This window comes from Achromobacter sp. 1012554356, assembly GCF_059760815.1.
In genome coordinates, this window is sequence record NZ_JCBANC010000012.1 from 17,909 (window position 1) to 42,658 (window position 24,750).

Annotated in this window: 19 protein-coding genes; 12 read left to right on the forward strand and 7 right to left on the reverse strand. The window is 67.5% G+C overall.

Annotation, left to right across the window (positions count from 1 at the left end; all coding sequences use genetic code 11):
• Positions 1-148 precede the first annotated feature (148 nt).
• A complete protein-coding gene (locus AC6LJW_RS08005; protein ID WP_427985375.1) occupies positions 149-2,065 on the forward strand; it encodes a S9 family peptidase in 1,917 nt (638 codons plus the stop codon).
• On the opposite strand, the gene AC6LJW_RS08010 is transcribed toward AC6LJW_RS08005, so the two are convergent.
• Positions 2,055-3,284 carry a GGDEF domain-containing protein gene (locus tag AC6LJW_RS08010; RefSeq protein ID WP_498086926.1) on the reverse strand — a complete coding sequence of 410 codons (1,230 nt, stop codon included), beginning with the start codon at positions 3,282-3,284 and terminating at the stop codon, positions 2,055-2,057. The genes AC6LJW_RS08005 and AC6LJW_RS08010 overlap by 11 nt on opposite strands.
• A 544-nt stretch (positions 3,285-3,828) precedes the next feature.
• Here AC6LJW_RS08010 and pgaA point away from each other — a divergent pair.
• From pgaA to pgaD, 4 genes are read left to right on the forward strand one after another with little or no spacing between them, the layout of a single operon-like run.
• Positions 3,829-6,162 carry a poly-beta-1,6 N-acetyl-D-glucosamine export porin PgaA gene (gene pgaA / locus AC6LJW_RS08015; RefSeq protein WP_498086927.1) on the forward strand — a complete coding sequence of 778 codons (2,334 nt, stop codon included), beginning with the start codon at positions 3,829-3,831 and terminating at the stop codon, positions 6,160-6,162.
• Between the two features lie 21 nt (positions 6,163-6,183).
• Positions 6,184-8,217, forward strand: coding sequence for a poly-beta-1,6-N-acetyl-D-glucosamine N-deacetylase PgaB (gene pgaB, locus AC6LJW_RS08020; protein ID WP_498086928.1), 2,034 nt, complete (start codon positions 6,184-6,186; stop codon positions 8,215-8,217).
• The gene (gene pgaC, locus AC6LJW_RS08025) at positions 8,214-9,551 is read left to right on the forward strand and encodes a poly-beta-1,6-N-acetyl-D-glucosamine synthase (RefSeq protein ID WP_427985380.1); all 1,338 of its coding nucleotides are present in this window, start codon (positions 8,214-8,216) and stop codon (positions 9,549-9,551) included. Before pgaB ends, pgaC begins: the two co-directional genes overlap by 4 nt.
• On the forward strand, positions 9,548-9,994 hold the full coding sequence (gene pgaD / locus AC6LJW_RS08030) for a poly-beta-1,6-N-acetyl-D-glucosamine biosynthesis protein PgaD (protein WP_498086929.1): 447 nt from the start codon (positions 9,548-9,550) through the stop codon (positions 9,992-9,994). The genes pgaC and pgaD overlap by 4 nt, the downstream gene beginning before the upstream one ends.
• A 54-nt stretch (positions 9,995-10,048) precedes the next feature.
• Here the strand turns inward: pgaD and AC6LJW_RS08035 are convergent, their stop codons facing one another.
• Positions 10,049-11,311, reverse strand: a complete 1,263-nt coding sequence (locus AC6LJW_RS08035) for an MFS transporter (RefSeq protein ID WP_056570554.1) — start codon at positions 11,309-11,311, stop codon at positions 10,049-10,051.
• Between the two features lie 185 nt (positions 11,312-11,496).
• Between AC6LJW_RS08035 and AC6LJW_RS08040 the strand changes: the two genes are divergently transcribed.
• Both AC6LJW_RS08040 and AC6LJW_RS08045 read left to right on the forward strand, forming a co-directional pair.
• Positions 11,497-12,312 carry an AraC family transcriptional regulator gene (locus AC6LJW_RS08040; RefSeq protein WP_498086930.1) on the forward strand — a complete coding sequence of 272 codons (816 nt, stop codon included), beginning with the start codon at positions 11,497-11,499 and terminating at the stop codon, positions 12,310-12,312.
• A 97-nt stretch (positions 12,313-12,409) separates the two neighbouring features.
• Complete coding sequence (locus tag AC6LJW_RS08045) at positions 12,410-15,034, forward strand: penicillin-binding protein 1A (protein ID WP_056569756.1); 2,625 nt, start codon at positions 12,410-12,412, stop codon at positions 15,032-15,034.
• Between the two features lie 65 nt (positions 15,035-15,099).
• On the opposite strand, the gene AC6LJW_RS08050 is transcribed toward AC6LJW_RS08045, so the two are convergent.
• Entirely contained in the window at positions 15,100-15,813 is a 714-nt protein-coding gene (locus AC6LJW_RS08050) for a metallophosphoesterase (protein ID WP_056569753.1), read from the reverse strand.
• 190 nt (positions 15,814-16,003) lie between these two features.
• Here AC6LJW_RS08050 and AC6LJW_RS08055 point away from each other — a divergent pair, with 190 nt between their 5' ends.
• Entirely contained in the window at positions 16,004-17,179 is a 1,176-nt protein-coding gene (locus AC6LJW_RS08055; protein WP_056569751.1) for a PepSY-associated TM helix domain-containing protein, read from the forward strand.
• On the forward strand, positions 17,176-17,373 hold the full coding sequence (locus AC6LJW_RS08060) for a hypothetical protein (RefSeq protein WP_056569749.1): 198 nt from the start codon (positions 17,176-17,178) through the stop codon (positions 17,371-17,373). The genes AC6LJW_RS08055 and AC6LJW_RS08060 overlap by 4 nt, the downstream gene beginning before the upstream one ends.
• A gap of 50 nt (positions 17,374-17,423) precedes the next feature.
• On the opposite strand, the gene AC6LJW_RS08065 is transcribed toward AC6LJW_RS08060, so the two are convergent.
• Positions 17,424-18,248 (reverse strand): aldo/keto reductase, encoded by an 825-nt coding sequence (locus tag AC6LJW_RS08065; protein WP_427986758.1) that lies wholly within the window; start codon positions 18,246-18,248, stop codon positions 17,424-17,426.
• 270 nt (positions 18,249-18,518) lie between these two features.
• Between AC6LJW_RS08065 and AC6LJW_RS08070 the strand changes: the two genes are divergently transcribed.
• Positions 18,519-20,324, forward strand: coding sequence for an ABCB family ABC transporter ATP-binding protein/permease (locus AC6LJW_RS08070; RefSeq protein ID WP_427986759.1), 1,806 nt, complete (start codon positions 18,519-18,521; stop codon positions 20,322-20,324).
• 51 nt (positions 20,325-20,375) lie between these two features.
• Positions 20,376-20,762 carry a Rieske (2Fe-2S) protein gene (locus tag AC6LJW_RS08075; protein WP_498086931.1) on the forward strand — a complete coding sequence of 129 codons (387 nt, stop codon included), beginning with the start codon at positions 20,376-20,378 and terminating at the stop codon, positions 20,760-20,762.
• Between the two features lie 42 nt (positions 20,763-20,804).
• On the opposite strand, the gene AC6LJW_RS08080 is transcribed toward AC6LJW_RS08075, so the two are convergent.
• Positions 20,805-21,788: a bile acid:sodium symporter family protein gene (locus tag AC6LJW_RS08080; RefSeq protein WP_056569741.1), complete on the reverse strand. Its 984-nt coding sequence runs from the start codon at positions 21,786-21,788 to the stop codon at positions 20,805-20,807.
• 111 nt (positions 21,789-21,899) lie between these two features.
• Between AC6LJW_RS08080 and AC6LJW_RS08085 the strand changes: the two genes are divergently transcribed.
• Positions 21,900-22,742, forward strand: coding sequence for a LysR substrate-binding domain-containing protein (locus AC6LJW_RS08085; RefSeq protein WP_427986761.1), 843 nt, complete (start codon positions 21,900-21,902; stop codon positions 22,740-22,742).
• Positions 22,743-22,749: 7 nt separating this feature from the next.
• Here the strand turns inward: AC6LJW_RS08085 and AC6LJW_RS08090 are convergent, their stop codons facing one another.
• Positions 22,750-23,283: an OsmC family protein gene (locus tag AC6LJW_RS08090; RefSeq protein ID WP_056569738.1), complete on the reverse strand. Its 534-nt coding sequence runs from the start codon at positions 23,281-23,283 to the stop codon at positions 22,750-22,752.
• A 44-nt stretch (positions 23,284-23,327) separates the two neighbouring features.
• Positions 23,328-24,740, reverse strand: coding sequence for a c-type cytochrome (locus tag AC6LJW_RS08095; RefSeq protein WP_498086932.1), 1,413 nt, complete (start codon positions 24,738-24,740; stop codon positions 23,328-23,330).
• Positions 24,741-24,750: the final 10 nt, after the last annotated feature.

Here is a 24,750-nt window from a genome sequence, read left to right on the forward strand (position 1 = left end):
CTCCAGAAGAATTGCCGCGATTATCCCGCAAACCGTCCGGCGGCATAAGTGGTGGCGGATCTGAGGAGCCGGTTCGACACCCCTCGCGCGGCTATGGCATTATCGACCAGCCTATTTGCAACGCGGATCGACATCACGGAGGTTTCCCTTGTTCTCATTTCTGCGCACCGTCCTGGCAGCCGGCATCGTCGGCGCCTCCCTGGGTGCCTGCGCCACGCAGCCGCCTCCCCGCGCCTATCCCCTGAAAGATTTCTTCCGCAATCCTGAGCGCGGCTATTTCCGCCTGTCGGACGACGGCCAGACGCTCTCGTTCATGCAGCCCACCAGCGTGGACGGCAACCCCGCCCGCATGAACATCTACGTGCAGCCGCTGCAAGGCAGCCAGCTCGTGGGCGAACCCCGCCAGCTCACCAGCGAGACCGCGCGCGACATCAGCGGCTATTTCTGGAAAGGCCCGGACGTGGTGCTGTACCAGAAGGACTTTGGCGGCGACGAGAATTTCCATGTCCTGGCCGTCAATGCCAAGACCGGCACGATCACCGACCTGACACCCTATGAGGGCGTGCGCGCCGGTATCGAGGACGACCTGGAAGACGATCCCGACCACGTGCTGATCAGCCACAACCAGCGCAACCCCGAGGTCTTCGACGTCTACCGCGTCAACGTCCACACCGGCGCGGCCGTGCTGGTGGCGCAGAATCCGGGCAACATCGTCGGCTGGCAGACCGACCACGCCGGCAAGGTGCGCGCCGCCGTCGCCAGCGACGGGCTGAACACCACCCTGCTCTACCGCGACGACGAAGCGTCCGACTTCCGTCCCCTCATCACCACCGACTACCGCACCAGCGTCAGCCCGGCGTTCTTCACGTTCGACGACAAGAAGTTCTATGCGCTGAGCAACCGCGGCCGCGACAAGCTGTCGCTGGTCGTCATCGACCCGGCCACGCCGGATGCCGAAGACGTCATCTTCACGCCCGACACCGTCGACCTGGACGGCGCGGCATTCTCGCGCAAGCGCCGCGTGCTGACCGTGGCGTCCTACCAGACCGACAAGCCGCAATACAAGTTCTTCGACGCGGAAACCGAAGCGCTGTACAAGACGCTTGCCGAGCGCCTGCCGGGCTATGACGTCGTCATCCAGGGCGGCAACCGCGACGAGAACAAGTTCATCGTGGCGGCCTACAACGACCGCACGGCCGGCTCGCGCTACATCTACGACGCGGTGGCCGGCACGCTGACCAAGCTGGCGGACCTGAATCCGGCCATCCCCGAGGCCGACATGTCGCGGGTGCAGCCCATCAGCTACCAGAGCCGCGACGGCAGGACCATCCACGGTTATCTGACCCTGCCCGCCGGCCGATCGCCCAAGAACCTGGCCTGCGTCGTCAATCCGCACGGCGGCCCGTGGGCGCGCGACGGCTGGGGCTACAACCCCGAAGTGCAATTCCTGGCCAACCGCGGTTTCTGCGTGCTGCAGATGAACTTCCGCGGGTCCACCGGCTATGGCCGCGACTTCTGGGAAGCGGGCTTCGGGCAATGGGGCCTGAAGATGCAGGACGACATCACCGACGGCGTGCAATGGCTGGTCGAGCAAGGCATCGCCGACCCCAAGCGTATCGGCATCTACGGCGCCAGCTACGGCGGCTATGCCACGCTGGCCGGCGTGGCCTTCACGCCCGACCTGTATGCCGCGGCCGTGGACTACGTGGGCGTGTCCAACCTCTTCACGTTCATGAAGTCCATTCCGCCCTACTGGAAGCCCATGCTGGACAAGATGCAGGACATGGTGGGCGACCCGGTGCGCGATCTCGACCGTCTGACCGCAACCTCGCCAGCGCTGCATGCGGACAAGATCAAGACGCCGCTGTTCGTCGCGCAGGGCGCCAAGGATCCGCGCGTGAACAAGGACGAGAGCGACCAGATGGTGTCGGCGCTCAGGGCGCGCGGCGTGGACGTGGAATACATGGTCAAGGACAACGAAGGCCACGGCTTCCACAACGACGAGAACAAGTTCGAGTTCTACGAGGCCATGGAGAAGTTCCTGACGGAACACCTCAAGCCGTAGTCCCTGCGGTTTCCGTTTCCAGAGCATTCGCGGCGGCCGGCAGGCCGCCGCTTGTTTTGCCGACGCCGCGGCCGCTCCAGGCCATTTCCACGCGGTCCCGTCCCTGCTCCTTGGCCCGGTACAACGCCACGTCGGCCCGCGCCAGGATGACGTCGGCGCTGTCGCCCGGCTGGTAGGACGCCAGCCCCCCGCTGGTGGTCATCTGCACTTCCAGCCCTTGCAGATAGAGCGGCATGTCGCGCAGGGCGTCACAGACGCGCTGCGCCTGCACCAGCGCGCTCGCGGGATCGCAGTCGTACATCAGCAGCACGAATTCCTCGCCGCCCAGGCGGCCGAAGCGGTCGCTCGACCGCACCGCGTTCTGCACCACGCGCGCGAAGTGGCGCAGCGCGGTGTCGCCGCCCGCATGGCCATAGCGGTCGTTGATGGATTTGAAGTGGTCGATGTCCAGCACCAGCACCGCCAGCTTGCCGCCGGTGCGCTCGCAGCGCTGCAGCTCGTGGTCCAGTTCATCCATGATGCTGCGCCGCGAATACGCCTGCGTCAGGCTGTCGAACGTCAGCGCCGCCTGCATCTTTTCCGCCTGGCTGCTCTGGATCATGAAGAGCAGCGCAAGAAAGAGTCCGGGCACCGTGACGGAGCCGCAAACAATGAAGAACAGGCCCCACGCCGACGGCTGCAGCAGCGACACCGGCGCCTCCACGCCCGCGCCGTACACATATCCGCGCAACGCATGCAGCGCCACCACCCCGAAGAACGCCAGCAGCAGGTACAGCACGACGCCCCGCGTCTTGATCCGCTTGCGCTGCCTGAAGATGACGACGCCCGTCGCTGCCATCAGCACGCAGGTGTAGACGGAATACAGCACCATGCGCGACACCAGGCTGTCGCTGCGGTACAGCAGCAGGGCAAAGCCGAATGTGCACAGCGAGCACAGCACGGTCGTGCGCAGGATATGCGGATGCATGCCGAAGAACTGCCGCACGCCGATGTACACCAGCGCGGCGGAACAGGCCCAGGCGGCGTTGGACACCATCACATAGGCGGCGGGCGGGATCATCTCGGCCGACGCATAGGCCAGCAGGGACAGCACGGCCAGCGCGTTGGCCGCCATGAACGCGGGCACGCCTTCGACGCCGCGAACGTGAAAGGGCAGCAGCAACGGCAACGCCAACGCCGTGGCCAGGCCCCACATCAGGAAAAACAGGCTAGTCGTCATGGTTCACTCCGGCTCAGGCCTGTCGGCCTGCCGCGCCGTTGGGACTGCAGTTGCACTGGGTTCGCGCTAGAGACGCGCGTTACACGTCAGCATTCTTGATGCTTTTTGTTACGAGAATGGCGAAAGGACGCGCATGACGTTTGCCCTGTTGGGCAACGCGCGTCCGTCCGTCCAGAACCTTTACCGCCGCGCCAAGACGATTGCACGGCCTGCGACGAGAGAATACGCCAAGGCGCCTTCGCCGTGACGCCCCCTTTGCAGTAATTGACAGTTAACTTGGGCAATTTTCCGTAAAGTTCCACCCGTCGACGGCGCAGCATAAGCGTCGCGATCACGCCCCACGGGCGTGGCGCGTACTAGCCATGCACTCCGATTACGCGAGTGCGAAGGTCCCCGTAGCGGGCGCCGCGCAAGTCCCAATCAAACGTTCATCTCCGCGCTGCCGGCGCCTTGTGCGCCTGCGGCCGCCTTTGCCGGGTGCTCGCGCCCGTCCGGCGCGGCGGAGCCATGGACGCCCCGAATTGCCACTGCGGATGTCATACAGATGCCAATCGAACGACCCAGGCGGCCAAACGCCGTTGGACCCAGACTGAACCTGATCGCGGCCGGCGCCATGTTGGCGCCCGTGCTGGCGCTTGCCGGCCCGTCGAGCAACCACGACGCGCCGATCGAGCGGCCCCGCGCCGGCGGCTACGCACCTTCGGCCGACGTCCAGTTGGCCGAGGCGCGGGCGTACCGCGACGCGCAGCGCTGGCCGCAGGCGCTCGCCAGCTTCCGCACGGGCCTGCGCCGTCATCCGGGCGAAGCCGCCTTCGCGGCCGGCGAGATCATGACGCTGGCCGATGCCGGGCAATTCCCGGCCGCCATCGCCGCGGGCGAGAAGCGCATCGCCCGATACCCGCGCGACGCCGACGCCCGGCTCGCGCTCAGCTACGTCTATGCGCGGCAATCCCTGCCCTTTGAAGCCTTGCATCAGGCCGATCAGGCCCTGGCGCTGGCGCCCGCCACGTCCTACGTGCTGCGCGAATACATCCAGGCGCTTCAGGGCGCGCGCATGGCCGACGTGGCGCTGGACTGGGCGCGCCGTCATGAAACGCTGTTTACCCCCACTCAGATGCGCACCCTGCAGGCCGACGCGTTGGCGCAGGAAACGCGGCTGGCGGCCATGCCGGCGCGCGGCGAGGCCGAACGGTTTGCCGTCGCCGACCGCGCGCTGGCGGGCTACGACGCCGCGATCGCGGATTGGCGCCAACTGGGCGACGAGGCCCGCGCCGACGTGCTGCGCGCCCGCATCGACCGCCTGCACGCCCTGCACGCCCGGGTGCAGATGCAGGCGCTGATCCAGGAATACGAGGCTTTGGTCGCCGAGGGCGTCGATGTGCCGCGCTACGTGCTCAGCGACGTGGCCTCCGCCTATCTGTACCTGCGCCAGCCCGAGCGCGCCCGCGACCTGTACCGGCAGGTGGCCGCCAGCGACAGCGCGCCCGGCGACGATCCGGCGCAGCGCCTGGCCACGCAGACCGGCCTGTATTACGCGCTGGCCGAAGGCGAACAGTTCGACGAGACGCCCCCGGTCACGGACGCCGTCCAGTCCGGCTACGCCCCCTGGCTGTACTACAAGGGCCAGGCCACGCGCATGCCCAACGACCTGAACCTGGAAAGCCGCCAGACCCTGGCCGCCACGCACCTTCAGGCCGACGACACGGTCCAGGCCCACCAGCGCCTGTCGCAGATGGTGCGGCAGGCGCCCAACAATTCCGCGCTGCGCAGCGACCTGGCTACCGTTCACCGCGCCCGCTCGCAGCCCCGCGCCTCGGAGATCGAACTGAAGCTGGCCGAAACGCTGGCGCCGCGCGACCTGGCGGTGGAGAACGGCCAAGGCTTCACCGCCCTGGACCTGCAGGAATGGCGGCAGGCCGAGGCGCTGTCCGCCGACACGCTGGCCCGCTCGCCGGAAAACCTGACCAGCCGGCGCCTGGCCCGCGAATGGGAGGTCCACCGCAAGCCCGAACTGCGCATCACCGGATATCGCGGCCTGGCCTCGGACAGTCCGGTCACGGGCAATGGCGATTTCGGCATCGACGCCGTGCTGTATTCGCCGCCCATGGGCTACGACTGGCGCGCCTTTGGCGGCGGCGGCTACGCATCGGGAGACTTCGAGGAAGGCCGCGGCATCTACCGCTGGCTGCGCACCGGCGTGGAATGGCGCGTGCGCGACCTGACGCTGGAAGGCGAAGTCTCCACCAACGACTACGGCCACGGCATCAAGCCCGGCGCGCGGCTGTCCGCCGCCTACGACCTGAACGACCACTGGCAGGTAGGCGGCTCGGCCGAAATCCTGTCGCGCGACACGCCGCTACGCGCGCTGACCAACGACATCTCGTCCAACGGCCTGTCAATGTACGTGCGCTGGCGTGCCGACGAGCGGCGCGAATGGACGCTATCGGCCGCCCCGTCGCATTTCAGCGACGGCAACACGCGCTGGGCATTCGGGCTGGCCGGCCGCGAGCGCGTCTACACCGCGCCGCACCTGAAGGCCGACCTGGAGCTGGGCCTGTCGACCCAGCGCAACAACCGCGACGATGCGCCCTACTTCAACCCCAGCGCCGACTTCCTGGCCCTGCCCGGCGTGCGGCTGACGCACACGCTGCACCGCCGTTACGAAACCGCGTGGGAGCAGATCGGCACGCTGGGGGCCGGCACTTACAGCCAGCAGGGCTACGGCACGGGCGGCGTCCTGGCGCTGGGCTATGGCCAGCGCTACCGCGCCAACGACGTCCTGGACATGGGCTTCATGGTCACCGGCACCAGCCGGCCCTACGACGGCGAGCGCGAGCGTGAACTGCGCGTCGTCTTCGACCTTGCCTACCGCTTCTGACCCGGTTTTTTCGGACACGACATGATGCTCAAACTTCATATCCGGCTGTTGTTCGCCGGCATGCTGTTCCTTTTGATTCTGGCGCTGACTGCCTGCGCCAAGGACATCCCCGTCTACACGCCGCCCGCCGAACGTCCGGTCGCGGCCGCCGATCGGCCCTGGGTCAATGGCCAGTTCCTGGCCCTGGCGTATCACGATGTCGAAGACGACGACCCCGACCAGGCCTTTCTCAGCGTGCGTACGGACCGGCTGACGGAACAGCTGGCCTGGCTGCGCGCCAACGGTTATCAGGCCGTGTCGGTGGATCAGATCCTGGCGGCCCGGCAAGGCGGCAAGCCGCTGCCCGACCGCGCCGTGCTGCTGTCGTTCGACGACGGCTACCGCAGCTTCCACACCCGCGTGTTGCCCATCCTGAAGGCCTACGGCTGGCCGGCGCTGCTGGCGCCCGTGGGCGCGTGGATGGACACTCCGTCCGACCGTCCGGTGGATTTCGGCGGCACGCCCGAGGCCCGCCAACGCTTCCTGAACTGGAATGAGGTCCGCGAGATCTCGCGTTCCGGGCTGGTCGAAATCGCCGCCCACACGGACGCTTCGCACTACGGCGCGCTGGCCAATCCGCAGGGCAACACCGAGCCGGCCGCTGCGATCCGCGCCTTTGATGCGCGCACCGGCCAGTACGAGACCGAGGCGCAGTTCGACGCCCGCATGGGCCGCGACGTGGCCGCCATCACGGAAAAGATCCGCAAGGCCACCGGCAAGAAACCCCGCGTGTGGGTCTGGCCGTATGGCGCGGAAGGCGGCTCCACGCTGCGCATCACCGCCGAGAACGGCTACGAGATGGCGCTGACGCTGGAAGACGGACCCGGGCGCCTGTCCCGCCTGATGTCCACGCCGCGCATGCTGCTGGCCAGCGATCCGGCGCTCAAGTCGTTCGCCAACAGCGTGGTGGGCATGGAGGCCGACCCCTTCATGCGCGTCGCACACATCGACCTCGATTACGTCTACGACCCGGACCCGGAACAGACCGACCGCAATCTGGGGGTGCTGGTGCAGCGCATCCTGGACATGCAGATCAACACGGTATTCCTGCAGGCCTATTCCGACCCGCAGGGCGATGGGCTGGTGAAGTCGCTGTACTTCCCCAACCGCTGGCTGCCGATGCGCGCCGACCTCTTCAACCGCGCGGCCTGGCAACTGCACAACCGCGCCAACGTGATGGTCTACGCATGGATGCCCGTGCTGGCCTTCGACATGGACCCGGCCTTGCCCCGTGTTGAGCGCTGGGATCCGGACAGCGGACAGGTGGAGCCGGACCCGGACCAGTACCGCCGCCTGTCGCCGTTTGACGCCACCGTGCGCGCGCGCATCGGCGACCTGTACGAAGATCTGGCTCGCCAAGCGATCTTCGACGGCATCCTGTTCCACGACGACGCGCTGCTGTCGGATTTCGAGGACGCCAGCCCCGGCGCGCTGGCCGCGTACCGCGCGGCGGGGTTGCCGGGCAGCATCGCGGCGTTGCGCGCGGATCCGGAGACGATGCAGCGCTGGACCCGCTACAAGAGCCGCTATCTGGTGGACTTCACGGCGGCGCTCGCGGAAAAGGTGCGCGCCGTGCGCGGGCCGCAGATCAAGACGGCGCGCAACATCTACGCCCAGCCCATCCTGAATCCCGAAAGCGAAACCTGGTTCGCGCAGAACCTGGACGACTTTCTGGCCGCGTATGACTGGACCGCGCCGATGGCGATGCCGCTGATGGAGAACGTGGCGCCCGGCAAGGAAAACGCGTGGCTGGACGAGCTGGTCGACACCGTCGCCCGCCGGCCCGGCGCACTGTCCAGGACCGTGTTCGAACTGCAAAGCCGCGACTGGCGCACCGGCCCCGGCCGGCCCGACGCCACACCGGTGGACACCGACGTGCTGGCCGGCTGGATGCGCCGCCTGCAACTGCGCGGCGCCCGCAGCTTCGGCTACTACCCCGACGATTTCTCGCAAGACCAGCCCCGGTTGCAAGGCATCCGGCCCGCCATCTCCGAAGCCTGGTATCCCCTCCAATGACTGATCGATTGATTGCCCTGCTGATTCTTTGCGCGGTGCTCGGCGCGCCGTTCGGCTTCACCCTGATGCTGACCGGCGAAGCACTGTTGGGCTTCGTGTTCTTCTATCCGCTGTTCATGTCCGGCATGTGGATGGCGGGCGGCATCTACTTCTGGTGGCATTGGGAGCGCCACTGGGCATGGGGCGCCGAACGCACCCCGCCCGAACTGGCCGGCTCGCCGCTGGTGTCGATTCTGGTGCCGTGCTTCAACGAAGCCGACAACGGAGAAGAAACCCTGCTGGCCGCCCTGAACCAGCACTATCCGCACATCGAGGTCATCGCCATCAACGACGGGTCGACCGATGGCACGGCCGCGCTGCTGGACCGCATGGCCGCCGAACATCCGCGCCTGCGCGTGGTGCATCTGGCGCAGAACCAGGGCAAGGCCATGGCACTGCGCATGGGCGCGCTGGCGGCCCGCAGCGAATACCTGGTGTGCATCGACGGCGACGCCCTGCTCGACCCCGACGCCGCCGCGTATCTGGTGGCGCCGCTGATCGACAATCCGCGCGTGGGCGCCGTCACCGGCAACCCGCGCATCCGCACCCGCTCCACGCTGATCGGGCGTATCCAGGTCGGGGAGTTCTCTTCGATCATCGGGCTCATCAAGCGTACGCAGCGCGTGTATGGCCAAGTCTTCACGGTGTCGGGGGTCGTCGCGGCCTTCCGCCGCGTTGCGCTGGACCGCGCGGGCTACTGGAGCCTGGACATGATCACCGAAGACATCGACATCAGCTGGAAGCTGCAGCGCGACCACTGGTCCATCTTCTATGAACCGCGCGGGCTGTGCTGGATCCTGATGCCCGAGACGCTGCGCGGATTGTGGAAGCAGCGGCTGCGCTGGTCGCAGGGCGGCGCGGAGGTGTTCCTGAAGAACCTGCGCTCGATCTGGAACTGGCGCCACCGCCGGCTGTGGCCGCTGATGGCCGAGTTCTGCCTGTCGACGGCCTGGGCGTTCGCGTTCGCGCTGTCGGTGGTGCTGTGGCTGGTCAGCCAGATCGTCGCGCTGCCCAACAACATGCAGATCGCCAGCCTGCTGCCGCCGGCCTTCACCGGCATGATGCTGGCGGTCGTCTGCCTGCTGCAGTTCGCCGTCAGCATCCTGATCGACCGCCGCTACGAACCGGGCCTGGCGCGCTCGCTGTATTGGGTCATCTGGTATCCGCTGGCCTACTGGATGGTGAGTCTCTTCACCACGCTCGTCAGTTTCCCCAAGGTCATGCTGCGCAAGCAGGCCCAGCGCGCCCGCTGGACCAGCCCCGACCGCGGCATCAAATCACCGGACGCATCATGATCATCACCACGCAACGCTCGCGCGCGGGCTACCTGTTCGACTTCGCGCTGACCGCCTTCGGCTGGTTCGCTTTCGTCTACCTCTTTGGCGCCGGCATTCTGGCGATCCTGCGCGGGGCCGCCAGCGGCCCGGATGCGCCGCTGCTGCCCGTCTTTCTGCCGACGGTGCAGACCTTGTGGGGCTATGTCGTGCTGGCCGTGGTCAACGCCGCGGTGCTGGTGGCGTGGGCCGTGTACAACCATCGCCGCTTCGGCGGCAAGGACCGCCGCAAGCCGATCCGCCCGCTCACCGATCAGCGCCTGGCCAAAAGCTTTGGCGTCAGCGCCGAGGAATTGGCGCAACTGCGCGCCACCCGCGTGACCGTCATTCACCACGGCAGCGCCGGGCAGATCGACGGCATCGAACACCGCCTGCCGCGCCTGCGATCGCTGCGGGCGGGCTGATGCCAGAGGGGGCCGGGGCAGCGGAAAGCCTGTCCCGCCCCGTGCCGCCTACGCCTACACCCGACGCATCTTCGGCAACAGGATCGCCACCACGCCCAACAGCGGCAGATAGGCGCACACCTGGTAGACGTAGCCGATGCTGGTGGCGTCGGCCACCCGGCCCAGCACCGCGGCGCCCAGGCCGCCCATGCCGAAGGCAAAGCCGAAGAACAGCCCCGCGATCATGCCCACCTTGCCCGGGACCAGCTCCTGCGCATAGACCACGATCGCGGAGAAGGCCGAGGCCAGCACCATGCCGATGATCACCACCAGCACGCCCGTCCAGAACAGGTCCGCGTGCGGCAGCAGCAGCGTGAAAGGCGCCACGCCCAGGATCGACACCCAGATCACGATCTTGCGGCCGATGCGGTCGCCGACCGGCCCGCCCACCACGGTGCCCACCGCGACGGCGGCCAGGAACAGAAAGAGATACAGCTGCGCCTCGCGCACCGACAGCCCGAACTTGTCGATCAGGTAGAAGGTGAAGTAGCTGTTCAGGCTGGCCAGGTAGAAATACTTTGAGAACACCAGCACGCCCAGCACCGCCAGCGCGCCCAGCACCTGATTGCGCGACAACCCGTTGCCCGCGCCCTCGCGCCGCACCCGCGGCTTGAGGAGCACGCGGTTGGCGCTGTACCAGCGTCCGATCCACATTAGCACCCCGATGCCGAACAGCGCCGCCAGCGAAAACCACGCCACGCTGCCCTGCCCGTGCGGAATGATGAAAAGCGCCGCCAAGAGCGGCCCGAGCGCCGATCCCACGTTGCCGCCCACCTGGAACAGCGACTGCGCCAATCCGTGGCGGCCGCCCGACGCCATGCGCGCCACGCGCGACGATTCGGGATGAAACACCGACGAGCCCGTGCCCACCAGCACCGCCGCCACCAGCAGCCAGCCAAACGACGGCGCCATCGACAGCATCAACAGGCCCACCAGCGTGAAGCCCATGCCCACGGGCAGCGAATACGGCTTGGGGTTGCGGTCGGTATAAAAGCCGATGAACGGCTGCAGCAGCGACGCGGCAAGCTGGTAGACCAGCGTGATCAACCCGATCTGCGTGAACGTCAGGCTGAACGAGTCCTTGAGCATGGGATAGATGGCGAGCAGGATCGACTGGATCATGTCGTTCATCAGATGCGCCACGCTGATCGCGCCCAGCACCTTGAAGGCGGTGGAGGGATCGGAGGCAACGGCCGGTGCTGCGGCGGCAGGCGCAGCACCGGGTGCGGCAGAGGTCGAGGCAGACAGGCCGACAGCGGGATTCTGGGCGGAGTTCATGGGGTCGCACGAAGGAAATGGACAAGCCGGCCAAGCGCCGGAACCAGGCATCAGTGTAGGAATCCGGCGCCGGCGCAATCTGCCAATTTTCGTCGAGAAAGTGACAACCACCGTGGCAACACAGTGACAAAATAGACGCACCGCGCTTTCGGGCGCCCCCTCATCCTTTTGCCGGAAGTGACACCATGGTCGTCCGCCCTGTCCCCGATCCCGCCCGCAGCATCAACGCCCAGGACTACCAGCACCGTCCTCGCGTCGTCACCGCGATGGCCAAGGAATTCTCCGCCGGCGCGCAGACGGGTCCCCATACCCACCCGCGCGCCCAGCTCATCTATGCCGTCGAAGGCGTGATGCGCGTCACCACGCCCAGCGGCTTCTGGGCCCTGCCGCCGCTGCGCGCGCTGTGGGTGCCGGCGGGCGTGCCGCACGGCGTCGACATGGTGGGCGCGGTCTCGATGCGTTCCCTTTACATCCATGCCGACGCGGCCCGGGACTATTGGCCCGAGTGCCAGGTGATCGAGGTCAGCGGCCTGCTGCGCGAATTGATCCTGGCGCTGACGGCCGAGCCCATCGACTACCCGCTCGGGGGACGGGTCGAACAGATCGCGGCGTTGATCCTGGCCGAGCTGGCCGCCGCGCGCATCGTGCCGATCCAGATTCCGTGGCCGCGCGATCGGCGCCTGCAGGCCATCTGCACGGCCATCCTGGACCGGCCCGGCCTGCAGCGCGGCATCGAGGACTGGGGCAGCGAAGTCGGCGCCAGCGCGCGCACGCTGATCCGGTTGTTTCAATCCGAACTAGGACTGAATTACCGACAGTGGGTGCAGCAGGTGCGGCTGGCCGACGCGGTATGCCGGCTGTCGATGGGCGTGCCGGTGGCGCGCATCGCGGCGGACCTTGGTTACCGCAGCGCCAGCGCCTTCTCGGCCATGTTCCACCGCGCGCTTGGCGCCCCGCCCCAGCGCTATCTGGAATCCGTCCCCGGCGCTCCACGCACCTGAATAAACGCTGAATAACCGCTCGCATGGGCAGATTTCGTTACCGAAACCTTATTGCGCCCTGGGCGGTCTATAGCGTTCTGCCCTAGAATCGCCTGCAATGAGCAATCCCCAGCAATCCTCCGCCAACCCGGGCGGCAAATCGGGCCTCTCCTGGAAACCTCTCCTGGTCAAAGCGGGCATCGCCGCCGCCGGCGCAGCCGTGTGCGGCGCCGTCGTGCTCGGCCTTGCGCTGGCCCTGGCGTGGCCCAGCCTGCCCGATCTGCACGCGATGACCGACTACCGGCCACGCGTCCCCCTGCGCATCTACACCGCGGACAAGGTACTCATCGGCGAATACGGCGAAGAGCACCGTAATGTGCTGCGTTTCGACGAGATCCCCCCGGTGATGCGGCAGGCAGTGCTGGCGGCCGAGGACGACCGTTTCTACAGCCACGGCGGCGTCGACTGGATGGGCGTCGCACGCGCCGTGCTGACCAACATCGTCAAGGGCTCCAAGTCCCAGGGCGGCAGCACGATCACCATGCAGGTCGCGCGCAACTTCTATCTGTCGTCGGAAAAAACGTATTCGCGCAAGTTCTATGAACTGCTGCTGACGTTCAAGATCGAATCCGAGCTCACCAAGGACCAGATCCTCGAGCTCTACATGAACCAGATCTACCTGGGCCATCGCGCCTATGGTTTCGCGGCCGCCTCGCGCACGTATCTGGGCAAGCCGCTATCCGAAGTCACGCCCGCCGAGGCCGCCATGCTGGCCGGTATTCCGAAGGCGCCCTCGCGGTTCAATCCCATCACCAATTACCCGCGCGCCGAGATCCGCCAGCATTACGTGCTGGGCCGCATGAAGACGCTGGGCTACCTGACCCCCGAGCAGACCGACGAAGCCCTGAAACAGCGCCTCACGATCCGCGGCTCGGACGGCAGCAGCACGCGCGGGTTCGCGGTGCATGGCGACTATCCGGCCGAGCTGGCCCGCCAGCTGATGTACGGCGTGTTCCAGGAGAACACCTACTCGTCCGGCATCGACGTCTACACCACGATCGATTCCAAGGCACAGGAAGCCGCCTACCGCGCCGTGCGCGACGGCATCATCGACTACACGCGCCGCGCCGTCTATCCGGGCCCGGAAGACCAGGTCGAGCTGCCCGCCGACGTGGAAAAGGACGCCCAGGCGCTCGACGAGATCCTGGACGGCGTGCAGGAAAAGTCGCCCGACAGCGAAGACCTGCTTGCCGCCGTCGTGCTGGCCGCCAGCCCCACCGAAGTCACCGTGGCGCGCAGCGGGCGCGACATCATCACGATTTCGGACAAGAAAGCCCTGGCGGTTGTGGCCCGCGCGCTCAATCCCAAGGCCAGCGACAGCCAGCGCATCCGCCGCGGTTCCGTGGTCTACATCCACAAGAACGGCGACAACTGGGAAATCATCAACATGCCCGCGCTGCAGGCCGCGCTCGTGTCGATGGTGCCGCAGGATGGCGCCATCCGCGCCATGATCGGCGGCTTCGACTTCAACCGCGGTCACTTCAACCGCGTCACGCAGGCATGGCGCCAGCCGGGCTCGAACATCAAGCCGTTCGTCTACGCGGCCGCCCTGGAACGGGGCCTGACACCCGCCACGCAGATCTCCGACCAGCCCTTCATGCTGACGGCCGAGCAAACCGGTTCCAAGGCCTGGCAGCCCAAGAACGACGGCAACAAGTACGAGCCCATGCTCACCCTGCGCCAGGGTCTGATGCGGTCCAAGAACATGGTGTCGATCCGCATCCTGCAGGCGATTTCGCCGCAGTACGCGCAGGACTACCTGACGCGTTTCGGTTTCGACAAAGAGCGTTGGCCCGCCGTGCTGCCACTCGCGCTGGGCGCGGGCGGCGCCACGCCGCTGCAGGTCGTCAATGGCTATAGCGTGTTTGCCAACGGCGGCTACCGCGTCACGCCCTACCTCATCGACCACGTCACGGACCGCTCCGGCAACGTGCTGATGAAGACCCAGCCCGTCGTTGCGGGCGACGCGCAGGCACGCGCCATCGACCCGCGCACCGCCTGGGTCATGGACGACATCCTGCGCGACGTCACGGTCAACGGCACCGCCGCCCGCGCGCATCAGGTGCTCAAGCGCAACGACATCGGCGGCAAGACCGGCACCACGAACGATGCGGTGGACGTCTGGTTCTCGGGCTTCACACAAACGCTGGCCACCACCGTCTGGATGGGCTTTGACCAGCCCAAGTCGCTGGGCACCAACGAGTTCGGCAGCGGCCTGGCGCTCTCCACCTGGCTGGACTACATGCAGCCGGTCTTGAAGGACGTGCCGCAGGCCAAGCCGGCGCCGCGTCCCGACGGCCTGCTGGTCGACAACGGCGAGTACTACTTCTCCGAATTCCCGCCCGGCCAGGCGGTGGCCTCGCTGGACCTGTCTTCCGGCGACGCGCTGACCGACTTCCTGAACAACAACCGCTCGACCGACGGCGTCGACACCTCGGTCAAGCCGTTGCCCCCCGGCGGCGCCATGGCCCCCCAAGACAGTCCCATCCAGCCGCCGCTGATGCCGATCCCCGTGCCCCGTGCCGACGCCGCGCCGGTCCCCGTCCCGCAGGCGCAGGCCATGCCCGCCGCGGGCGGCGTGCAGACGCCGGCCGTCCCTGCCGCGGCTACGCCGGCCGACTCAGCCGGCGTAAGCGCCAGCGCCGTCACCAGCCCCGGCGCCGTGACCGCCCGGCCGCTGTAAGCGCCACGCAGCACGTAAAACGGGCGCCTGACGGCGCCCGTTTTTCTTTTCGGTCCGGCCCCGCGCTACTCGGCGGCCGCAGCCTCGGTCACGACCTCACGCGGCCACGCCTGCAAGGATTCCAGATTCAGAAAGGTGAAGTAGCCGGCGTTCCAGCCTTCGGTGTCGATGTGGTACACGTTGCCCAGCGCCAGCGGCGACGCCACCGGGGTGTGTCCCGCCACCACCGCCCTCACGCCCAGAATGCCGGTGCGGTCCATTTGGCGCAGGCGGTCGCGCGACCACTGGCATGCCGCGCTGGTGCGTTTGTAGCGGTCCTGCAACGCGGACTCCAGCCGGGGCCAGAACAGCACTGGGCAGTCGGCATGCAGCAGCCCGACCGCGCCCGACGACGTTTCCACCTCGATGGCGATCGGCAGCCGCGTAAAGGCCTCGGCAAACACCTCTTGCCGCTCGGCTGGCAGATCCAGAAACCAGCCGCCGCCGTAGCCCCGCCAGTTCTTCACGTCCACCTGCCCCGTGCGCACGTGGCGAATAGCGTAGTCCTCGTGGTTGCCTTGCACCGCATAGAACCAGGGCTTCGCCAGCCAGTCCAGCGCGGCCTCGTTCTCGGGCCCGCGATCCACCAGATCGCCCACGGAAAAAAGCCGGTCGCGGGTGGGGTCGAACCCCAATTCATCCAGCGCCTGTTGCAAGCGCGAAAAATGTCCATGTACATCGCCTACCGCGAAATCGCGGCCGGACGCGTTGCGCGGGACCTTGAGAAAACGCTGCTCCATGATGATTCGGGAATACCGCAAGGAAAAATCTGACCCCTCTTTTTAACCCGCTTTGATCCGTCCCCGCGGCCAGCCTCGTTACCGAAAGGGTCAAATAGCGTTACGAGAATCGGTCTTGTTCGTGATAATGTTTTCTCCTTTCCCGCACTGCCCTGAAAGGAGCGGCGCCAAGCCGCTTCCCGCCGTCACCATGACCGCCGCGTCCACCATCAAAACCTGGTATCTGGTCCACAAATGGACCAGTCTGGTTTGCACCATTTTCCTGCTCATCATCTGTCTGACCGGGTTGCCGCTCGTGTTCCATCACGAGATCGAGCATTGGCTCGACGACGGCAAACCGCTGTCGCAGGTGCCCGCCGGCACACCGCCCGCCAACCTCGACAAGCTCGTGGCCAACGCCCAGGCGATGTACCCGAACGAAGTCGTAGACTACCTGTCCTTCGACCCGGACGAGCCGCAGGTCTTCGTCGGCATGGCGAAGACGCCGGGTGACGGGCTGGCCTCGGGCCACGCGATCCGCATGGATGCCCGCACGGGCGACGTGCTGCTCGATGGCCCGCTTTATACCGAAGACAAGTTTTCGTTCATGGGCATCATGCTGGCGCTGCACGTGGACCTGTTCGCGGGCCTGACCGGCGAGTTGTTCCTCGGTTTCATGGGGCTGCTGTTCTGTGTCGCCATCGTGTCGGGCGTCGTGCTGTACGGCCCCTTCATGAAGAAGCTGGAATTCGGCACGGTGCGCGCCACGCGCTCGACACGCCTGAAATGGCTGGACCTGCACAACCTGCTGGGCATCGTGACGCTGGTCTGGGCACTGGTCGTGGGCTTGACCGGCGTCATCAACGAGCTGTCCACGCCGCTCTTCCGCCTGTGGCAGTCCACCGAATTGCCGCGCGTGCTGGAACCCTACAAGGGCCAGCCCATCCCCACGCAACTCGCCTCGGCGCAATTGGTGGCCGACACCGCGCGCAAAGCCATGCCCGGCAACGAAGTGTCGTTCATCTCCTTCCCCGGCAATGCATTCGGCAGCCCGCAACACTTCATCGCCTGGATGCGCGGCGACTCGCCCCTGACGTCCAAGCTGAACACGCCCGTGCTGATCGACGGCCGGACTGGCGCGCTGACGACCGTGGCGAAAATGCCGTGGTACCTGACCGCGCTGGAAGTCTCGCGTCCGCTGCATTTCGGCGATTACGGCGGCCTGCCGCTCAAGATCATCTGGGCGCTGCTGGACCTCGTCACCATCGTCGTGCTGGTGAGCGGACTGTATCTGTGGCTGGCCCGCCGCCGCGCCACCGAAGCGCGCATCAACGAACTCATCAAGAAACACCAGGCCGCCGCGGCCCCGCAAAGGACACCCGCATGAGCCATTCGACGGGTAAAGGCAGTCGCGGCTTCCTGTTCGTGTGGGGCGTGCCGATCCTGCTGGGCGCGCTCAGCATCTTTGGCCTGCTGGCGGCCCTGCTGGGCACCGGCGCGTGGCACTGGGCGTCCTGGACCGCCCTGAGCATCCTGCTCGTGGTCATCGTGCGGTACTGGGTGTTCCCGCTCAGGCACTAGCCAGGGACGTCACGGCCGGCCGCAGCTCGCCGGCCGCCGTCCATTCTGCGCTACGCGAACTTCTCGGGGTCCGGGCCCAGGCGCGGGCCTTCCTTGATGCCGTCGATCGCGGCCATGTCCGCCGGCGACAGTTCGAAGTCGAACACGTCGATGTTCTCGCGGATGCGCTCCGGCGTGACGGACTTCGGAATCACGACCAGGTTGTGCTGCAAATGCCAGCGCAGCGTCACCTGCGCCGGCGACTTGCCGTGCTTTTGCGCCAGGTCCAGGATCACCTTTTCCTTCGTGATGTTGCCCTGCGCCAGCGGGCTCCAGGACTCGGTCACGATGCCATGCCGCGCGTGAAATGCCCGCAGCGCGTTCTGCGTGAACCCCGGATGCAGCTCGATCTGGTTGACCGCGGGCGTGACGCCGGACGCGTCGATCAGGCGTTCCAGGTTGGCCTGCGTGAAGTTCGATACGCCAATCGCGCGCGCGCGGCCGTCTTCCTTCATCTCGATCATCGCCCGCCAGGCGTCCAGAAACTTCTCGCTGCCCGCGACCGGCCAATGGATGAGGTACAGGTCCACGTACGCCAGCCCCAGCTTCTCCAGGCTTTCGTCGATCGCCTTGTGCGCGTCGTCGTAGCCGTGCTTGTCGTTCCAGAGCTTGGTGGTGATGAACAGGTCCTTGCGCGCCACGCCCGCCGATCGCAAGCCCGCGCCCACGCCCGCCTCGTTGCCATAGATGGCCGCGGTGTCCACCGACCGGTAACCAGCCGCCAGCGCTTCCTTCACGCTGGAGGCTGCCTGATCGTCCGGCACTTGCCAGACGCCCAGGCCCAACTGCGGAATCTTGCCTCCGTCGTTCAATTTCACTGCGGGTACCTTCGCCATAAGACCCTCCGTAGCAAGCGACGCGACTCCGGCGCGGCGAAAACGTGCCCGGTCGCGCAACCAGGGGAGCAGCCGGCCGGACCCCCGATTGGAAGAGAAAGAAACGGGCCCGACGTGCTGCGCCCGTATCGCCAAACCAACTTGAAGCCCCTGGTTCAGGCCCGCCCGAACCAGGGGTTATCCCTCAAATAGTACCGCTGGTGCCCCATAATGCCCTGCAAACGGCTTAGCTCCCCAGGCGGAGCCGGCCTCAACCACTGCATCCAGAACATGAATTCTCCTGAAACGCGGCCCGGCAAGGGCGGCGGCCTTGCCACGCTTCGCACCCTGTTTCCCTACCTGTGGCCGCCCGGCAGGACCGGCCTGAAGGTCCGCGTCGTGGCGGCGTTGCTGTGCCTGTTCGCCGCCAAGGCCGCAACCGTCTACGTGCCCCTGCTGTACAAACAGGCGGTGGACGAACTGGGCAAGGGCGCGCCCGGCACGGTGACCGTGCCGCTGGGCCTGATCCTGGCCTACGGCACCGCCCGCGTGCTCTCGCTGCTGTTCTCCGAACTGCGCGACGCCATCTTCGCGCGCGTCGGCCAGCATGCGATCCGCTCGGTCGGCATGCAGATCTTCCGGCACCTGCACGGCTTGGCGCTGCGCTTTCACCTGGCGCGGCAGACCGGCGGACTGAACCGCGCCATCGAACGCGGCACCAAGGGCATCCAGACCCTGCTGTCGTTCCTGCTCTTCAACATCCTGCCCACGTTCTTCGAAATCAGCCTGGTCTGCATCGTGCTGTGGAAGATGTTCGACGGCTGGCTGGCGCTGGCCACCGGCGCCACCGTCGTGCTCTACATGGCCTACACGCTTGCCGTGACGGAATGGCGCGCCAAGTTCCGGCGCCAGATGAACGAAACCGACTCCGAAGCCAACACCAAAGCCATCGAGAGCCTGCTGAACTACGAGACCGTCAAGTATTTCGGCAACGAAGAACACGAGGCCCGCCGGTACGACGCCTCACTCACCCGGTACGAACGCGCCGCCGTGCGCAGCCAGGTGAGCCTGTCGATCCTGAACGTCGGTCAGGCCCTCATCATTTCCTCGGGGCTGACGCTGGTGATGTGGATGGCGGCCAACGGCATCGCCGAGGGCCGCTACACGCTGGGCGACTTCGTGCTGGTCAACACCTACCTGTTGCAGCTCTACACCCCGCTCAGTTTCTTCGGCTTCATCTACCGTGAAATCAAGCAGGCGCTGATCGACATGGAGCGCATGTTCGAGCTGCTGGGCCAGGACCGCGAAGTCGCGGACCGTCCCGGCGCCACGCCGCTGCAGGTCTCCGGCGGCGCGGTCGAATTCCGCGACGTGCACTTCGGCTATGACCCGCGGCGCGCCATCCTGAAGGGCGTCAGCTTCTCGATTCCCGCCGGCAAGACGGTGGCCGTGGTGGGCACGTCGGGCGCGGGCAAGTCTACGATTTCGCGCCTGCTGTTCCGCTTCTATGACACCGACAGCGGCGCCATCCTGATCGACGGCCAGGACGTGCGCGACGTCACGCAGGCCAGCGTGCGGGCTGCCATCGGCGTCGTGCCGCAGGACACCGTGCTGTTTAACGACACCATCCGCTACAACATCGGTTACGGCCGGCCGGGCGCCACGGACGCCGAAATCGAGGCCGCGGCCAGGCTCGCGCACATCCACGACCTGATCCTGACCATGCCGGACGGCTACGGCACGATGGTCGGCGAGCGCGGCCTGAAGCTGTCGGGCGGCGAAAAGCAGCGCGTGGCAATTGCCCGCACCATCCTCAAGAATCCGGCCATCTTCCTGTTCGACGAGGCCACCAGCGCGCTCGACACCCACACGGAACGCGAGATCCAGGCCAACCTGCGCGAAGTCAGCCAGGGCCGTAGTACGCTGATCATCGCGCACCGCCTGTCCACGGTGGCGGACGCGGACGAGATCATCGTGCTGGCCGATGGCCGCATTGTCGAACGCGGCCGCCATCCGCAACTGCTGGCCCAAGGCGGCATCTACGCCGGCATGTGGGCCCGCCAGCAGGAAAGCGCCCGGTCGGCGCCGGCGGATTGACAAGCCGCGCCCCCTGTCCGAACATCGCACCCTTTGATTTCCAGGCCTCCCATGCAGGATTCCCCCACCCTCCCCGAAGTCCGCGTCTGCGCGGCCGGCGACCTGGTCAACGGCGGCCTGGGCGTCAAGGTGCCCATAACCGATGGCGCGGGCCGCACCACCGCCTTCTTCGTGCGCTACCAGGACCGGGTGCACGGCTACCTGAACCGCTGCGCCCACGTCGGCGTCGAACTGGACTGGGAAGGCAGCTTCTTCACGCGCGCCGGCGACCTCATCATGTGCGCCCGCCACGGCGCCACCTACCAGCCCGACACGGGCCTGTGCGTGGGTGGCCCCTGTAGAAACGGACGCCTGACCGCGCTGGACGTGACCGAGCGCGACGGCAGCGTCTACTGGCAGCCCGCGGGCAAGGTCCGTCCGGCGGACGCCGACGCCTGATCGATTCCGGCGTGGCGCCAAGCGCCGGATTTGCGCCCGGCGTTACGCCCGCGCCGCCACCACCTGCCCCGGCTCTGCCCGCTCGGCATAACGCCGCGCCAGCACCGCGCAAACCATCAGCTGCATCTGGTGAAAGATCATCAGCGGCAACACCACCACGCCCATCTGCGACGTGCCGAACAGCACGGTCGCAAGCGGAATGCCGGACGCCAGCGACTTCTTCGATCCGCAGAACACCAGCGTAATCTCGTTCTCCTTGCTCAGCCCCAGCTTGCGGCTGCCCCACGTCGTGATCCCCAACACCGCCCCCAGCAACACCGCGTTCACCAGCACCATGGTCGCCAGGTCGATGGCGGGGAACGCATGCCAGATGCCCTGCGCGACGGCCTCGCTGAACGCGGTGTAGACGGCCAGCAGGATCGAGCTGCGATCCACCTTGGATAGCGTGCGGCTGTTGCGCAGCGCCCATGCCCCGATCCACGGCCGCAGCAGGCTGCCCACCGCGAACGGCAGCAGAAGCTGCAGCAGGATGCGTCCGGCGTCGGCCAGCCCATGACCGCCGCCCTGGCGATGCAGCAGCACCGCCACCAGCAGCGGCGTCAGCACGGTGCCCAGCAGATTGGAGGCTGTCGCCGCGCAGATCGCGCCTGGCACGTTGCCGCGCGCCATGGACGTGAACGCGATCGACGACTGCACGGTGGACGACAGCGTGCAGACGAACAGCACGCCGATCCACAGCGACGGTGTCAGCAGCCCGGGAAACAGCGCGCGCAGGCCCAGGCCCAGTGCGGGAAACAGCAGAAAGGTGCAGGCCAGGATCAGCCCGTGCAGGCGCACATCCTTCACGCCGGACACGATGGCGTCCGTGGACAGCCGCGCGCCGTGCAGGAAGAACAGCAGCGAAATCGCCACGTTGCTCGCCACCATCATGAAGGTGGCGCCCTTGCCCACGGCCGGGAAAAAGCTGGCGAACGCCACGGTGGCGATCAGGATGAGCGTGAACTGGTCGGGCAGGAAGCGGCGCATGGCAAAGGCAAATCCGGAAAATTTCGCCCACTATAGGCGCGGCCCTTGCCATCGTGAAGGCCACTGGGTACTTTAACTGTCATCGGAAATTCCTATGACCGCGTCCCAACCATGCTCAATCCCCTCTGGCTCAAGACCTTCGCGGCAGCCGCCGGCGCGCCCAGCTTCACCGAAGCCGCGCGCCGGCTGGGGTTGACCCAGCCCACCGTCAGCGAACACATCCGCCAGCTCGAACAGGCCGTGAATCGGCGCCTGTTCCAGCGCGATACCCATTCGCTCGCGCTGACCAGCGATGGACGCAGCCTGCTCGTGCATGCCGAGATCATCCTAACCGCGCACGAAAAGGCCGAGCGCCTCTTCGACGCGCCCCGCCTGCGCGGCCGGATCCGGCTGGGCACCTCGGACGATCTGGCGATGGGTCCCCTGCCCGATGTCCTGGCGGCGTTTCGCCTGGCGCATCCCGAAGTCGAGCTGGACCTGACCATCGGCGTCACCAGCGACCTCTACAAGCTGCTGGAGGACAACCGCCTGGACGTGATGATCGGCAAGCGCCGGCGCGGCGACCGCCGCGGCCAGACGTTGCACAAGGAAGCGCTGCTGTGGCGCGCCAAGGAGGGCCTGCGCGTCGTTCCCGACGAGCCCCTTCCGTTGATCCTGTTGCGCGAGCCCAGCGTGACGCGCACGCTGGCGCTCGACGCGCTGGCCCGTGCGGGCCGCAGCTGGCAGATCGTCTGCACCAGCACCAGTTACGCGGGCTGCCAGGCGGCCGCGCGCGCGGGATTGGGCATCACCGTGCAGCCCTCGCACCTGTCCACCGCAGGCCTGTCGGCGCCCGCGGGCGCGGCCAACCTGCCGGCCCTGCCGCCCGTGGAATTCATCGTCATCTCGGCCCCCGCGCCGGGCAAACCCACTCGCGCGCTGACCGAGATCCTGATGCGCAGCACCCTGACCTGACGGACCTCTATTGCGACGCGGACCGCGTGTGCTCGACGCTGCCGTGCAGCGCCTGCGGCTGCTTGAGCAGGTTCAGGATCGGGCACCACGCCTCCACCGCCTCGTGCACGGCGCGCACCGCGTGCTCGTCCGCCGGCGACACGATGTGCGCCGTGTAGCGGATGTTGTGCGGAAAGAACGGCACCGCCTCGTAACCCGGCTTGCCGCCGCGCGGGTCCAGGTCGCCTTCGATCGACACCTCCAGCGATTCCAGCGGCAGTTCCAGCTCCGCCGCCTTGATGAGAAAGATGTGCGTCAGGCAACTGCCCAGTGATCCCAGCAGCAGTTCGGGCGAACTCGGCCCCAGGTCGTACCCCGCGAAATCGGCGGGGCTGTCGCTCACCACCTGATGATCGCGGATGCGGATGCGCCGCACGCCGCTGCGCCCTTCCGCGCTGACGTGCGCGCGCAGCTTCACCGGCTCGACGGTCTTCGGATCGCGCCCGTTGCGCAGCAATACGGCGGCGCGCTTCTGGTCCAGATACTCGTTCAACGTACTCATCTTGCAGACCTCGCTTGGAAGAAAACGTGCGAAGGACGCGCGGCTCAGTGGCGCCGCAGGTCGGTCATGGCGATGGGTGCACGGTCCATCGCCAGCAGAATCTCGCCCAGGCCGCTCGCGTTGCCGGCCTCCATGCGCCCGCCCGGCCCGCAGACGTCGTCGGCGCTAGTCCACGCCGGCGCGGCGTGCGGCAGCAGGCGCGCGCGCAGCCAGCCGCGGCGGTCCACCAGGAACTGCGCGCCCGCCAGGCCATCCGGCGGCACGCCCGCAGCCAAGGCATAGGCGTCCCACGCCGCGGGGTCCGCCGCCACGCAATCGGCATCCGTTGCGCCCGTGCGGCCACGCGTCAGCGCCACCGTCAACAGGCGCGGATCCTGCGGTTCGGCCGGCGCACCTGCCGCCTGCGCCACGACGCGCACGGGCAAGCCGCGCAGACCGGTGAGCCGGCTCGCGCGGCCGTCCCTGCAGGTCAGCGCCACGACCGGCGCGGAAATCGCCGGCATGCCCGCGCCACCGCTCGTCCCATAGGCATGCAGGCGCAGGAAGTCCAGCACCTGCCAGGTCTCGTCCGGCCGCAGCGCGGCGTCCAAGCCGTGCACGGCGGGTTCGCCCGGCGCATACCCGCCGTGGGCCAGCCGCCAATACAGCTCGCCTTCCAGCCGGTTGTCGAACAGCGCCGCGCCCAGCACGCTCGGCCACACGGGCAAACTGGCCGCGAGCGGCCCACGCCCATCCGCCGCCGCGCCGTGGCACGACGCGCAATGCTGCGCGTACAGCCGGCCGCCTTGCAGCACGTTCGCGTCAGAAAACGCCAACGGCGAACGTTGATAAGACGTGTCCCGCGCCTCGGTCAGCAGCATGCGCGGCGGTGGCCAGCTCGTCGCCAGCGCCAGCGCGGCGGCAACCGCCAGCAGCGCCAGGCGCCATCGCCGCGCGAACAGGGCGGCCACCAGCAATGCCACTGCCACTGCGCTCTGCGCCAGCGCCTGCCACAGCCGGTTCCAGGTGTGCGGACTAACAGGCAGGTCCGGGTCGTACCGCCAGGCAAACGGCCAGGACACCAGCGCCAGCGCCTCCGCAGGCTGGCGCCAGATCGACAGAGCAAGCAGCGAAACCAGCAGCCCCAACGCGCCCATCGCGGCCGCGACGCCGCGCCGCCACGCCGGTCTGGCGGCCGCAGCCACCTCGCCCGCGCGGCTGTGCAGCCATGCCGCGGCCAGGCCTGCCAAGAGCAGGATGGCCGCCAGCCCCAGCGCCAGATGTCCCACGCGCGAACCCAGCAATCCGGGCAGCCCCGGCACCGCGTGCCAAGCCAAGGCCAGCAGCACGGCGCACGCCACGAGCGCCCCCGCCGCGACCCACGGCAGGCGCAGGGCAGCGCCCCGCCCTGCCCCGGCCGCATTGCCCGCCACCGCCGACCACACCATCAATGCGCCGCCCGCCACGGCGGCTGCCATCGCAAGCCCC